Source organism: Planobacterium oryzisoli (assembly GCF_015354315.1).
GTDB classification, from domain to species: domain Bacteria; phylum Bacteroidota; class Bacteroidia; order Flavobacteriales; family Weeksellaceae; genus Planobacterium_A; species Planobacterium_A oryzisoli.
Map to the genome: position 1 here is coordinate 75096 of NZ_JADKYY010000003.1, position 12282 is coordinate 87377.

General features: G+C 43.0%; 15 protein-coding genes. 9 read left to right on the forward strand and 6 right to left on the reverse strand.

The window, feature by feature from the left end; genetic code table 11:
- Positions 1 to 32 precede the first annotated feature (32 nt).
- The 5 genes from IC612_RS03215 (at position 33) to IC612_RS03235 (ending at position 4559) form a co-directional block, all read left to right on the forward strand.
- Positions 33 to 509, forward strand: coding sequence for a Dps family protein (locus tag IC612_RS03215; RefSeq protein ID WP_194738737.1), 477 nt, complete (start codon positions 33 to 35; stop codon positions 507 to 509).
- Between the two features lie 87 nt (positions 510 to 596).
- Positions 597 to 1772, forward strand: a complete 1176-nt coding sequence (pncB, locus tag IC612_RS03220; protein WP_194738738.1) for a nicotinate phosphoribosyltransferase — start codon at positions 597 to 599, stop codon at positions 1770 to 1772.
- A 5-nt stretch (positions 1773 to 1777) separates the two neighbouring features.
- Positions 1778 to 2263: a YciI family protein gene (locus IC612_RS03225; protein ID WP_194738739.1), complete on the forward strand. Its 486-nt coding sequence runs from the start codon at positions 1778 to 1780 to the stop codon at positions 2261 to 2263.
- A 5-nt stretch (positions 2264 to 2268) separates the two neighbouring features.
- Complete coding sequence (rmuC, locus tag IC612_RS03230) at positions 2269 to 3780, forward strand: DNA recombination protein RmuC (RefSeq protein ID WP_194738740.1); 1512 nt, start codon at positions 2269 to 2271, stop codon at positions 3778 to 3780.
- Positions 3777 to 4559 carry a TrmH family RNA methyltransferase gene (locus tag IC612_RS03235; RefSeq protein WP_194738741.1) on the forward strand — a complete coding sequence of 261 codons (783 nt, stop codon included), beginning with the start codon at positions 3777 to 3779 and terminating at the stop codon, positions 4557 to 4559. Before rmuC ends, IC612_RS03235 begins: the two co-directional genes overlap by 4 nt.
- Before the next feature lie 57 nt (positions 4560 to 4616).
- On the opposite strand, the gene IC612_RS03240 is transcribed toward IC612_RS03235, so the two are convergent.
- Both IC612_RS03240 and IC612_RS03245 read right to left on the reverse strand, forming a co-directional pair.
- On the reverse strand, positions 4617 to 4850 hold the full coding sequence (locus IC612_RS03240) for a hypothetical protein (protein ID WP_194738742.1): 234 nt from the start codon (positions 4848 to 4850) through the stop codon (positions 4617 to 4619).
- Between the two features lie 100 nt (positions 4851 to 4950).
- Positions 4951 to 5289 carry a hypothetical protein gene (locus tag IC612_RS03245; protein ID WP_194738743.1) on the reverse strand — a complete coding sequence of 113 codons (339 nt, stop codon included), beginning with the start codon at positions 5287 to 5289 and terminating at the stop codon, positions 4951 to 4953.
- A gap of 191 nt (positions 5290 to 5480) precedes the next feature.
- Here IC612_RS03245 and IC612_RS03250 point away from each other — a divergent pair, with 191 nt between their 5' ends.
- Positions 5481 to 6593 carry a hypothetical protein gene (locus tag IC612_RS03250; protein ID WP_194738744.1) on the forward strand — a complete coding sequence of 371 codons (1113 nt, stop codon included), beginning with the start codon at positions 5481 to 5483 and terminating at the stop codon, positions 6591 to 6593.
- Positions 6577 to 7158 (forward strand): hypothetical protein, encoded by a 582-nt coding sequence (locus tag IC612_RS03255; RefSeq protein ID WP_194738745.1) that lies wholly within the window; start codon positions 6577 to 6579, stop codon positions 7156 to 7158. The genes IC612_RS03250 and IC612_RS03255 overlap by 17 nt, the downstream gene beginning before the upstream one ends.
- On the opposite strand, the gene IC612_RS03260 is transcribed toward IC612_RS03255, so the two are convergent.
- Genes IC612_RS03260 through IC612_RS03270 form a run of 3 tightly spaced genes read right to left on the reverse strand, consistent with a single transcriptional unit; the run spans position 7116 to position 9166 of the window.
- Complete coding sequence (locus IC612_RS03260) at positions 7116 to 7682, reverse strand: 5-formyltetrahydrofolate cyclo-ligase (protein WP_194738746.1); 567 nt, start codon at positions 7680 to 7682, stop codon at positions 7116 to 7118. The two genes, IC612_RS03255 and IC612_RS03260, sit on opposite strands and share 43 nt — an antisense overlap.
- Positions 7682 to 7912: a ferredoxin gene (locus IC612_RS03265; protein WP_194738747.1), complete on the reverse strand. Its 231-nt coding sequence runs from the start codon at positions 7910 to 7912 to the stop codon at positions 7682 to 7684. Before IC612_RS03265 ends, IC612_RS03260 begins: the two co-directional genes overlap by 1 nt.
- A gap of 9 nt (positions 7913 to 7921) precedes the next feature.
- Positions 7922 to 9166, reverse strand: a complete 1245-nt coding sequence (locus IC612_RS03270) for a peptidase U32 family protein (RefSeq protein WP_194738748.1) — start codon at positions 9164 to 9166, stop codon at positions 7922 to 7924.
- Between the two features lie 235 nt (positions 9167 to 9401).
- Between IC612_RS03270 and IC612_RS03275 the strand changes: the two genes are divergently transcribed.
- Positions 9402 to 10913: a trypsin-like peptidase domain-containing protein gene (locus IC612_RS03275; RefSeq protein WP_194738749.1), complete on the forward strand. Its 1512-nt coding sequence runs from the start codon at positions 9402 to 9404 to the stop codon at positions 10911 to 10913.
- 44 nt (positions 10914 to 10957) lie between these two features.
- Here IC612_RS03275 and aroQ read toward each other — a convergent pair whose 3' ends face one another.
- Positions 10958 to 11383 carry a type II 3-dehydroquinate dehydratase gene (aroQ, locus tag IC612_RS03280; RefSeq protein WP_194738750.1) on the reverse strand — a complete coding sequence of 142 codons (426 nt, stop codon included), beginning with the start codon at positions 11381 to 11383 and terminating at the stop codon, positions 10958 to 10960.
- 94 nt (positions 11384 to 11477) lie between these two features.
- On the opposite strand from aroQ, the gene ku reads away from it, so the two are divergent.
- Positions 11478 to 12281, forward strand: a complete 804-nt coding sequence (gene ku / locus IC612_RS03285) for a non-homologous end joining protein Ku (protein ID WP_228512847.1) — start codon at positions 11478 to 11480, stop codon at positions 12279 to 12281.
- Position 12282 lies beyond the last annotated feature (1 nt).

Here is a 12282-nt window from a genome sequence, read left to right on the forward strand (position 1 = left end):
TGTATCTTTGACTAATCAAAAAAAATATTATTATGAAAAATTCTAACATCATTGGACTTAAAGAAACGGACTGCACGGCTATTGCTGACAAACTCAATGTACTTTTGGCAAATTACTCTGTATTCTATCAAAATACTAGGGGAGCACATTGGAACATTAAAGGAGAGCAGTTCTTTACATTACACCCTAAATTTGAGGAACTTTATAACAACCTCGTTTTGAAAATTGATGAGATCGCCGAGCGTATTTTAACCTTGGGTGCCACCCCGGCGCACAACTACTCGGACTATCTGGAAGTATCTACTATAAAAGAGAGCAAGGAAGTTAGTGACGGCACGAAAGCAGTGGAGAATATTCTTAGTTCGTTTAAAACGGTGATAGACCTTCAAAGGGAACTACTGGATATCACGGAAAAGGCGGGCGATGAAGGAACCAATTCACAGATGAGTGACTACATCACCGAACAGGAAAAAGAAGTTTGGATGTATAACTCCTACCTCGGTAAGTAAGCCCCAGGTAATCCCTTTACTTAAAATAAGCATTCTTCGGAATGCTTATTTTATTTGATTATGTACTTTTGTATTTAAACCCTTCCTATGACTCCAGTAAAACTGAATTCCATCCTTGATAACGATTTTTATAAAATCACGATGCAAAATGCTGTAGTGAAACTTTTTCCCACGCAGCGGGTCAAGTATGAATTTATTAACCGTGGCAACCACCATTTTCCCGAAGGTTTCGGAGAGAAACTGCAGCATTCGGTTGCAGCAATGGCGCAACTGTGTCTAACTAAAGAAGAGAAAATTTATCTACAGAAAACCTGTCCGTACTTGGAACTTCCCTACTTGGATTTTCTAGAAGGTTTTCGATATGATCCTTCGGAAGTGCTAATACAGCAAGTCGGAAATGACCTTCAAGTAAGTGTAGAGGGTTATTGGTACCGCACAATCCTTTGGGAAGTACCGCTTCTGGCTTTAATTTCGGAACTGCACTACGAGTTAAACCACCTAGAAAGAGATACTAATACTACAGTAGCACATACAACAATCGAGAAGGCTCAAAAATTAAACTCTCTAGGAGTCACCTTTGCGGAATTCGGTACCAGACGAAGACACTCTTATAAGGTTCATGATTTGGTTGTTCATTCCTTAACACAGGCAAGCGATTCGAAGTTCATCGGTAGCTCCAATGTACATTTTGCCATGAAATACGGAATAAAGCCCATTGGTACACACGCACACGAATGGTTTATGTTTCATGGAGCACAATACGGATTCAAAATGGCCAATGAAGTAGCACTCGAACACTGGGTGGATGTATACCGCGGTGATTTGGGGGTAGCACTCTCAGACACGTATACAACAGAGGTGTTTTTCCGCCAGTTCGACAAGAAATTTGCGAAGCTTTTTGACGGAGTTCGGCACGACAGTGGCGATCCTCTTGAATTTGCAGATAAAACCATTGCACATTACAAAAGTCATGGTATTAATCCCCTATTTAAATATATTATATTCTCCGACGGATTAAACCTTGCCAAAGTGGAAGAAATCACCCACTACTGTCGAGACAAAATTGGAATTTCATTCGGCATAGGCACTAATCTCACCAACGATGTGGGGCTTCAACCCATGAATATCGTCATGAAACTATACGGCGTACAGGCTGATAATGGGGATTGGCTCCCTACCATTAAGCTTTCTGATGAAAAAGGAAAATATACTGGTGACCCCACAATGATCAAATTGGCGAAAGAATTTCTACGAATAAGTTAAAAAATATGCGCACCCTATTTTACTTAACCCTGCTGGCATTCGGAGTAATCGGATGCACCGCGAAAAATAAAATCGTACCTACCGAACCGCTTGCTGGTGGGTACGACCATCGTTTGGCAGATTCGCTTGGAGCCGACCAGCGCGGAATGAAAAACTATATGCTGGTCCTTTTAAAGACGGGTCCCAAGGACAGCGTCATTACCGATACCCAAAAGCGCGCGGAAATTTTCAAGGGGCACTTCGCCCATATGGAGAAAATGCAAAAAGAGGACAAACTCATTATGGCCGGGCCCTTTGCCACCAAGAACCACCTCGCGTACCGGGGACTGTTTCTGCTGCAGGCCGCTTCCCCGGAAGAAGCACGGGCTATAGTACAGGGCGACCCCAGTATTGCTAGCGAAATATTTTCTGTTGAAATACTTCCTTTCTACGGTTCGGCTGCCCTTCCGATGCATTTGAAGTACCACCAAAGGATAAGTAAACAGGACTAAACCTAATGGAAACAACTACGCTACTTCTAGGGCTTTTACTTGGGCTATTAATTGGTATAACCATTGCCTATTTTGTACTGAAAGCTAGCTACATACCCCGTAGAGAATTGGAAAAGCAGAGAACTGATCTGATTCAGACTAAGGCGGAACTTCAAAGTGCGCAGCAGCAGCTATCACAGTACCAACAATCCCTTCGCGAAAATAAAGATGAGCTTCAGCAGCAGAGCGATGAACTCGGACGGGCGCTGCAGCAGGCAGCGGGATTAGAAGCCACAAAACGCGCACTAGAACAAACCCTCAAAGACAGCCGAGAAAGCGAGCTTCAATTTAAAGCAGAAAGCAACCGTAAAGAGCTACAGCTCCAGGAATTAATCGCAACAAATGCAGACCTGAGCGCCAAGCACGACGCTGTCCAATCCTTACTTGAACGCCAAAAAAAAGAAATCGAAAAACTACAGGAAGCAGCCGAATTACAGTTTGAAAACCTAGCCAATAGGATTCTTGAAGAGAAAACATCCAAATTCACCGCGCAAAACACCTTGCAACTTAAAACCATTCTCGAACCTTTTCAAGAAAAGATTACGGAGCTAAAAAACAAGGTAAGCGAGACGTACGATCGGGAATCCAAAGAACGCTTTTCCCTAGGGGAAAAAGTGCGAGAACTGGCAAGTCTCAACCAGCAAATCTCCCAGGATGCAAAAAACCTTACCCGGGCACTTAAAGGGGAAAGCAAAACACAGGGACGCTGGGGGGAAATGATACTGGAAAGCATTCTGGAGAAATCCGGCCTTTCCAAAGGGCGCGAATACTTTTTGGAACAGCAGCTCACAGACCGTAACAACCAAGCCCTGTATTCCCAGTACAGTGGCAAGAAAATGCGCCCGGATGCTATAATTAAATACCCCGACGATCGAAACGTAATAATCGATTCCAAAGTATCGCTCACCGCATTCGCGGAATTGACGGAAGATCTTCAGCCGGAGCAGTATAAGGTAAAATTAAATGCACACCTTGCCTCCGTCAAACAGCACATTATGCAGCTTAGTCAAAAGGCGTACGACGACTATGATAAATCGCTTGACTTTGTTATGATGTTCATCCCCAGTGAACCCGCCTACATTGCAGCAATGCAGGCCGACCCCAACCTATGGAACTTCGCCTACGAGAAACGGATACTGCTTCTAAACCCGAGTAATTTGATTACCTCTCTTAAGCTTATTTCCGATTTGTGGAAACGCGAGGCGCAAAACCAAAACTCCTTGGAAATCGCGGATCGGGGCGCAAAATTATACGATAAATTCGTAAGCTTTGTAGAGAACCTCGAAAAGGTGGGCAAAAACCTGGACACTGCAAGATCCGCGTACGATGAAGCCTATAAGCAGCTCTACACGGGAAAGGATAATCTAATACGCCAGACGCAGCGAATGAAACAATTAGGTCTTAAGCCAAAGAAGAATGTACCCCAAAATCTGATTGATTTGGATGCAGCCGATACTGAAACTCCCTTACTTCCATGATTGAGAGCATACAAAATCCGAAAATTAAAGCGTTGGTAAAAATCCAGCAAAGCAATGCAGAGCGCCGCAAAGAAAACAAAATTATCGTGGAAGGACGCCAGGAAAATACGCTGGCCCTTTCAAAGGGCTACGAGCCTTTGGAGTTTTATATTTGCAGCACCATCTTCCCAGATGCGCTGCCCTCCCAGGCAAAGGTGCATTTGGTAAGCGAGAAAGTGTATGAAAAAATCGCCTACCGAGGGGGCACAGAAGGTATTGTGGGCGTATATAGATCTGTAGAGCATTCCCTGGGCAACTATACGCCGTGCGATGCGGTCTCTATTATTGTGGTAGAAGGAAGCGAGAAACCCGGAAACCTGGGGGCCATAATTCGGAGCTGTGAAGCTCTTGGCATAGACAGTTTGATCATTACCGATCCCAAAACCGATCTGTACAATCCCAACGTGATCAGAAGCAGCGTGGGTTGCGTCTTCTTACTTAAAATCTTCACAACTACAAACGAAGAGCTGCATAATTTTTTAGAAAAAAACCGTATTGCTCTCTATACAACAGATATGCACACCGAAGCGCGCGCCATCGATTCGGTAGATTTCACCAGGTCCTGCGCATTACTTTTTGGAACCGAGCACTCCGGCATTTCCACCTTCTGGAAGAAAAAAGGACAGAATGTTTTAATTCCAATGCATGGAACTATTGATTCTCTGAATCTGAGCAATGCGGTTGCCATCAGTGCATACGAAATGCAAAGACAAAAGACTTCCTCCCGCCAAAGCTTATAAAAGCAAAGAAGCCGTCTCGCATGCGAGACGGCTTCTTGTTTTTTCTGTAACTAGTGATTAGTTAGCAGCGTCAGTTGCAACTTCAGCAGCATCTTCAGCTACAGTAGCAGCAGAATCAGCTACAGCAGCAGCAGAATCAGCTACAACAGCAGCAGAATCAGCAACGATAGCAGTAGAATCAACTAGAACTTCAGTAGAATCAGTTGTAGCAGCAGCATCAACAGTTTCAGTTTTTTTACAAGCTACAAGAGCAAGAGCAGCTACACCAGCTACGAATAAAGACTTTTTCATAATAAATTATTGTTTTAAAAATTGTTTTTTTGAATTTCAAGCGTGCAAATTTACTTAAATTTTTAAATGTTGCACATTTTTTTTTAAATGTTACGAAGAATTAATTTGCAGCGTCCTTCACCGCTTTCTTGGCATCCTTAGCAGCATCGGCAGCAGCATCAGCAGCACCTTTCGCAGCATCGGCCGCTCCTTCTGCAGCATCCTTAGCGATCTCTGCACCGGCAGCAGTAGTCGCTGCAGCAGCATCCTTAGCAGCATCCACAGTAGCAGTAGCAGCAGAATCGACAACTGCAGCAGCAGAATCTGCTACAACTGCAGCAGAATCAGAAAGCGCAATTGCAGTGGAATCTGCAGCGCTGGCTGTTTCAACAGTTTCCGTCTTTTTACAAGCTACTAATGTAAGGGCTGATACTCCGGCAATTAATAATACTTTTTTCATTGTTAATAAATTTGTGTGGTTTGAATTTACTATTTTTGATTATCGAAATTTCTCTTGCTGAGGCTTTTCGACATGACAAAGGTAGAAGCGAAGCGAAAATAGTCTCTGAAAATTGATTGTAATACCTTTGTAAAACAGTTTTACAATTTTTGATATCTGAATATCAATTAATTAAACAAAACTATACCAATTTGACTGATTTGGATTTACTGCATTTCGAACAGCTAAAAAGCGAAATTCAGACAAAATATTTACAGACACATACCCCATCTAATGAGAATATTGCTCATTGGAAAGGCATAGATATAATATATTTTCAGGAAGACCTGCGAAAAATTGCCAAAGGAAATATAAGTGAGAAATCCTTTTACACCTACTTCAAGACTTCGCCAGTGACAAAACTGCCCCGGATCGACATTCTAAATTTATTGTCCCAGTATGCGGGGTACCAATCGTGGTTTGATTTTAAAAAGCAACATCTTTTTGCAAATGAAATCCTTGAAAACGACTTGGAGGACGAGCAGCTCGAAAGTAAACTCGAAAACGATTTGCGCAGTGCTCCGGTCGAGGAGGAACTAATACCCGTTGCTCAAAAAAGTGATCCTACGCCAATAAAAACGGAAACGGATTTGACGCATGAGCCTACGCGCAGCACCGGTGTTGAGAGAAAAAGAATACCCTCCTACAGTATTCCTAAATACCTTATTTTAGTTGCGGCAGCCACGCTCACTTTTTTATTGGGACTCTTTATATTCCGGGACCAGCTTTTCAGTAAGGAGTATTATTACAATTTCATCGATTCGGATCGAAATTCGAAGATAAATGCGGAACTGCAAGTGCAAATATTAAAGGAAAACGAGTCGCCCATTCTCTATACTGCAAAGCCCAATGAACCCTTTGTATATAAGAATCCGACCACCAAGACATTAACTATGGTGGTCTCCTCCCCCTACTACAGAACAGACACCATAAGAAGGAACCTTGAAACCGCACCCGAAAGCGAAATCATTGAGCTCAAGCCCAACGACTACGCTATTATGCTCTACTACTACTCCAATTCGTTGCAGGACATTAAGCGCAAGAGGGAAACCCTCAATTACCTTATTAGCAGTGACGCGTTAATATACCAAGTGTATGACAATGAAACCTACGGAATCGAAACACTGGACAAGCAGCGCTACATCACACTAGTGACTACTCCGACCACTTCACTTAAAAACCTGGAAGTGATCGACACGAAAATGGAAAATGGAAAAATTGTATTAATAAAATTTAGAATCTCACAAAATGAGCAGACTCCATAGACACGTCCTCGTTCTTTTAGTGACACTGGTACTGTTTTCTTGTCAGGAAAAACCGCAGGGCCCGGTGTCATTGGAACAGGTCAAATACAATAATAATAAGACGAGCTACCCCGACACCAAGATGGACAGCTTACAGGCTATCAATGCCATTACACGCCAGAAAGTCCAGGAAGTTATTGACCTCTCCATTCTGTACAGCTCCGGTAAAAAAGACACTGAAATTGATTCTGCGATGTATACCCAGATCTTGGGTTATTTCCACGCACCGGACAGTTTAACGCTCCAGCCGTTACTTCAGGAACTGGAAGGGTTCAAAGTGCGCAGCGCAAAGGTCAATAACCTTCAGGTATACGAAGAGTATCATGAGCAGGATACCCTTAACTTTGCACGGTTCCAAGTGGATTATTTTGACGCATCAAATAAGCCCATTGCGCGCAAACAAAGAGAAGCGCAGTATATTCTTGTATCCTCGCCCCAAAAATTCAAGAAACAGTTTCGTTTTTATTTCCTAACCTTTTACAATCAGCCTATAAAAGACAGTATCTCGGAAGCGGTAACTAAATAATGTAGGGGCACATCGTGCGGATGTACATCAGTAATAATTTCTAAAGGAGGAAAAAACCCTACGCCAATACGCAGTGAGCTCTCGTCCAGCGTACTAAAAAACGAGTCGTAGTATCCCTTACCGTATCCTACCCGGGCTCCACTGCTGTCGGCATATAGTAGCGGCGTGACAATGTAATCGTAATGGGCGCGCTTCACATCAGTATTGCTCTCTGGCTCCCTAATTCCAAAAACGCCTGCCGTAAGTTCCGTATCAGGCCTGAGCGCTACCGAAATCATTTTTCCATCAACGATTTTGGGTACAAACACATCAACCTTGTTCTTATGGCAATAATCTACAAGATACGCGGTATCCACCTCATTAAATTTGGAGCTGCTTAAAAACAGGTGCATGGAATCTCCTGGCCCTGGAGCGAAGTGGCTTATAATGCGCTCACAAATAGATTTAGAGAGCGCATCAATCTCCGTGCTGCTTAACTGCTTTCTCCTGTCCAGATAAATCGATCGAAGTTCCTTCTTGAGCATTACACCATTTTTACCGAGATTATATTTACAGGGCACGCTTTAGCTGCTTTTTCGCAGGGGTCAAAGGCGTCCTGAAGCGGCGTCTTAATAGTATGGAACCCCTTTTTCTCAATGGACCGCAGCAAAACGGATTTCCCGTCTTTCTTGGACATTCTGAAATATTCAGGAGCAAATTCGGCGCAATAGTTACAGCCAATACACTTTTCCCTCTGTAAGGTTACTATTACCATTTTTAAAGTCTATGCGCTGACGATTTTGTATAACTTATCGGAAGGACGAACTCTAAAATCAGTCTTGAACGTTACCACATCTGATTTGCTGGCCACCAGCGAATCCGCCTTTTGATCCACCATAAAATCCTCCACTACCATTTCCTGGGATCCCGTGGTTGGACCCTGAATCAAAATTTTGTCTCCTTTATTAAGATCGTAGGCCTCAATTAAAAATTCAGCAATATTAGATTTAGGGTAAAAGTGCCTTCCTTTTCCAATGTAAATTTTCTTCTGGGTCGCATTCGATCCCGGATTTTCAGACCATTCCCCTAATTCCTGACCCAAGTAATATCCGCTCCAAAAGCCTCTATTGTACACCGTTTCAAGTCGGGACATCCAGTCGCTGACTTTCTCTTGTGAAAAAGTTCCCTCCGCTATGGAGTCAATTGCCTCGCGGTAGCATTTTATCACTGTGGCAACATATTCCGGCGCTCTTCCCCTACCTTCAATTTTCAGCACTTTCACCCCTGCATCCACAATCTGATCCAAAAAGCCAATAGTGCATAGATCTTTAGGCGACATCATGTATTCATTATCAAGCTCGATCTCAAAGCCCGATTCCTGATCAATTACCGTATATTTCTTACGGCAATTCTGTTTGCAGGCTCCACGGTTCGCGGAGGAATTATGGGAATGCAGACTTAGGTAGCATTTACCGGATACGGCCATACATAGCGCTCCGTGCCCAAAAATTTCAATCTCCACCAGGTTTCCAGAAGGTCCTTTGATCTGTTCCCTTTCAATTTGATCACAAATCTTTTTGATCTGCGTTATACTTAACTCCCGGCTCATTACCATCGTATCGGCAAAAAGCGCATAGAACTTCACCGTTTCGATGTTCGTGATATTAATTTGCGTGGAGATATGAACTTCCATACCTATTTGCCGCGCATAGGAAATAACCGCTTGGTCCATTGCAATCACAGCAGTCAGATCTGCAGCTTTCGCTTTATCCAGTAAGGTTTTTATAATCGATAGATCATGGTCGTAAATGATCGTATTTAAGGTCAGGTAGGTTCGAACCCCTTTTTCCTTACAACGCCTGGAAATTTCCGGAAGGTCGTCAATGGTAAAATTCATAGAAGCCCTTGCTCTCATGTTCAGCTGTTCCACTCCAAAATAAATGGAATCCGCACCGTTATCTAGTGCAGCTTGCATTGCTGTAAAGTCCCCTGCAGGAGCCATCAATTCTATTTTGCCAGATGCAGTCATATAGTAATTTAAATTTTTGCAAAGATACTGTTTTAAAATTTTGTGTGTTAGCCAGATACGTGTGACAATTTGACTTCACCATGTAGATTTGGACAGAAATTTGCATAATCAATCTTAAATAGGTGTAATTGTTGTTAAAATTTAGTTAATAATGAAACGCGCCCTATAATATATATACCTATTAGATGATTAAATTGATAAATTTGATGTGTTTAAAATTAAACAACGATTTAAGATGAAGGAAACAATTAAGAAATTCCTGCCCTATGTAGCGGTAGGAGTGCTCTCTGGAGCTACCGTTTTTGGTGGTATTGAACTAACGAAAGAGCAAAATACTGCATCCGACACAGGCTACTTCAGTACCGTAAAGGATCCGCAAACGCAATTTGTAGGCATGAATATGAGCGGACTGGGTGAGGATTTCACGAAGGCTGCAAAAATGACCGTTCCTGCCGTAGTAACTATAAAGAACTACACCAACAGGACGGCAGGGAGAAGTACAGAACAGGATATATTTGATTACTTCTTTGGTAATCCACGACCGCAACAAAGACAGAAGCCGGATAATATGCCAAGTGGCATGGGGTCAGGCGTTATCATTTCTCCCGACGGGTACATTATCTCCAACAACCATGTCGTTGCTGGCGCGAACAAGCTTGAAGTGGTTTTAAGTAATAAAAAAACCTACGTTGCAACGTTAGTTGGGACCGATCCCAACACAGATATCTCGCTTTTGAAAATTGATGAAAAAGGCTTGCCATACCTAAACTTTGCAAATTCCGATCTTGTGGAAGTGGGCCAGTGGGTGCTTGCAGTGGGTAACCCGCTGGGACTTAATTCTACGGCAACCGCAGGAATTATTTCTGCTAAAGGAAGAGGGATCGGTATATTAGCCCAAGGATCGGCTTCCAATCCTATTGAAAGTTTCATTCAGACCGACGCTGCAATTAATATGGGTAACTCTGGAGGGGCCTTGGTAAACACCAATGGGGATTTAATTGGTATTAATTCGGCCATAGCTTCAACGACTGGATACTACCAAGGTTATGGTTTTGCCGTTCCATCTAATCTGGCACGGAAGATCGTAGAGGATATTAAGAAATTCGGTATAGTACAGCGTGGATTCTTAGGAGTAACCTCCCTGGACTTATCCGACGCGCAACAGGTTTCCCAATACAACCAGCAGTTTAAAGCCAATATTAAACCCGGAATAGGGATGTATATCAGAGACGTCGCCGATAACAGTGGCGCAGAGGACGCTGGATTACGTTCGGGTGATGTGATTACCAAAATAGACAACGTGACGGTATCGGATTTTGCGGATCTCTCTCTGGCGGTAGGAAGCAAACGCCCAGGAGATGCAGTGAATGTCACATTCCTTAGAAACGGTAAGGAATCTACTGTCCGGGTGGTTCTTAAAGACCAGAAAGGAAATACGAAGGTACGCACCAAAGCGGATCTAACGGTGAGTGAAAAAATTGGAGCGGAATTTCAACCCTTAAATGAAAGTTTTAAAACACGTTACGGCCTAAACAGTGGAGTACTTGCCCGCGGCGTTGTGGAGGGCGGTGAAATAGCCAAGATTGGTATTGTAGACAACTATATAGTAATGGAAATCAACGGCAAACCCGTGAATTCACAAAAGGACGTAGATAAAATTCTGGACGGTTATACTGGAAATGTCCAAGTAAAGTATGTGGACGAGTACGGGAGAATCTATACGCAGGGTTTTAAAATGCCCAACTAAATTGCAGTAATTTTTATAAACTCAAAGCGGAATAATCTGTTGGATTATTCCGCTTTTTTATTTTGGGTTAAAAACTGCACTGCCATCCTGTACCCCTCCAATCCAAAACCGGAAATCAGTCCGTCCATAGCAGGGGCGGTCACAGACTTGCGTCTGAATTCCTCCCTTTTATATATATTGGATATATGCACCTCCACTTTAGGCACCGCAATAGTTCTTAGGGCATCTGCAATCGCATAGGAATAATGGGTATAAGCACCGGGGTTTATAACCAATGCATCAAAATCACCTTCTTGCAATCGGTCAATGATGACGCCTTCGTGATTGGATTGGTAGTATTCCAACAAAGTACCATCAAACAAGGGTCTTAAATTCTCCAGATACTGTTCCATACTTAACTCTCCGTAAATTTCTGGTTCGCGACTGCCTAAAAGATTAAGATTAGGTCCGTTAAGTATTAATATGCGCATGGTAAAGGATTTGACCAAAGATACTAAACCTACCCTTAGAGGGAAAATACCCCCTCGATTATTTACAGAAAAAATTTGGAAGCATATTTGATACATGAAAAGTAAAACATCGATCATGCGTGCAATATGGAATGGTGCCATTGGTTTTGGCCTGGTAAATATCCCGGTAAAGTTGTATTCAGCGGTGGAACAGAGCAATCTGGACCTGGATATGCTGGATAAAAAAGACCTCTCCAACATTCAATTTAAGAGGGTTAACGCCACGACGGGCAAAGAGGTAAAGTGGGAGAACATTGTCAAGGGGTATAAACTGGAAGACGAATACATTGTGCTCACCGACGAGGACTTCGAGGCAGTGAGTCCTGAGAAATCGAAAATCCTATCCATTACGCAGTTCGTGGACACCAGCGAGATAGACAGTGTATATTTTGAGACCTCCTATTTTTTGGAGCCGCAAAAGAACGGCGAACAGGCCTACCAGCTTCTTTTGCAGGCTCTACTTAAAACCAAGATGGCGGGCGTTGGTACTTTTATCTTAAGGGAAAAAGAAATCTTAGGTCTGGTGCGGCCCTACGATGAGAAGATCCTTATGGTTACCCGTATGCGCTACCCTGAGGAAATCCGCTCTTATGAAGACCTTAAAGTTCCTAAGGCAAAAAAAACAAAAGGAAAGGAACTCGAGATGGCAGAAAGCCTTATCAAACAATTGGCTTCGGAATTTGATCCCGGCGAATTCACCAACACCTATAACGAAGAATTATTAGAGCTCATAAAAGCCAAAGCGAAGGGAACGCCGAAAAAAGCGCCTGAAGAGAAAGACGCTGAAGATGTGGATCCTACCGACCTTATGGCACAGCTAAAAGCAAGTTTAGAAGCTTCAAAAAAGAAAGCAGGGTAAT

Bases quoted from the DNA above. Each gene is read 5' to 3' on its own strand.
- IC612_RS03215 (WP_194738737.1), top strand. From the start codon at position 33: ATGAAAAATTCTAACATCATTGGACTTAAAGAAACGGACTGCACGGCT.
- pncB (WP_194738738.1), top strand. From the start codon at position 597: ATGACTCCAGTAAAACTGAATTCCATCCTTGATAACGATTTTTATAAA.
- IC612_RS03225 (WP_194738739.1), top strand. From the start codon at position 1,778: ATGCGCACCCTATTTTACTTAACCCTGCTGGCATTCGGAGTAATCGGA.
- rmuC (WP_194738740.1), top strand. From the start codon at position 2,269: ATGGAAACAACTACGCTACTTCTAGGGCTTTTACTTGGGCTATTAATT.
- IC612_RS03235 (WP_194738741.1), top strand. From the start codon at position 3,777: ATGATTGAGAGCATACAAAATCCGAAAATTAAAGCGTTGGTAAAAATC.
- IC612_RS03240 (WP_194738742.1), bottom strand. From the start codon at position 4,850: ATGAAAAAGTCTTTATTCGTAGCTGGTGTAGCTGCTCTTGCTCTTGTA.
- IC612_RS03245 (WP_194738743.1), bottom strand. From the start codon at position 5,289: ATGAAAAAAGTATTATTAATTGCCGGAGTATCAGCCCTTACATTAGTA.
- IC612_RS03255 (WP_194738745.1), top strand. From the start codon at position 6,577: ATGAGCAGACTCCATAGACACGTCCTCGTTCTTTTAGTGACACTGGTA.
- IC612_RS03260 (WP_194738746.1), bottom strand. From the start codon at position 7,682: ATGCTCAAGAAGGAACTTCGATCGATTTATCTGGACAGGAGAAAGCAG.
- IC612_RS03265 (WP_194738747.1), bottom strand. From the start codon at position 7,912: ATGGTAATAGTAACCTTACAGAGGGAAAAGTGTATTGGCTGTAACTAT.
- IC612_RS03270 (WP_194738748.1), bottom strand. From the start codon at position 9,166: ATGACTGCATCTGGCAAAATAGAATTGATGGCTCCTGCAGGGGACTTT.
- IC612_RS03275 (WP_194738749.1), top strand. From the start codon at position 9,402: ATGAAGGAAACAATTAAGAAATTCCTGCCCTATGTAGCGGTAGGAGTG.
- aroQ (WP_194738750.1), bottom strand. From the start codon at position 11,383: ATGCGCATATTAATACTTAACGGACCTAATCTTAATCTTTTAGGCAGT.
- ku (WP_228512847.1), top strand. From the start codon at position 11,478: ATGAAAAGTAAAACATCGATCATGCGTGCAATATGGAATGGTGCCATT.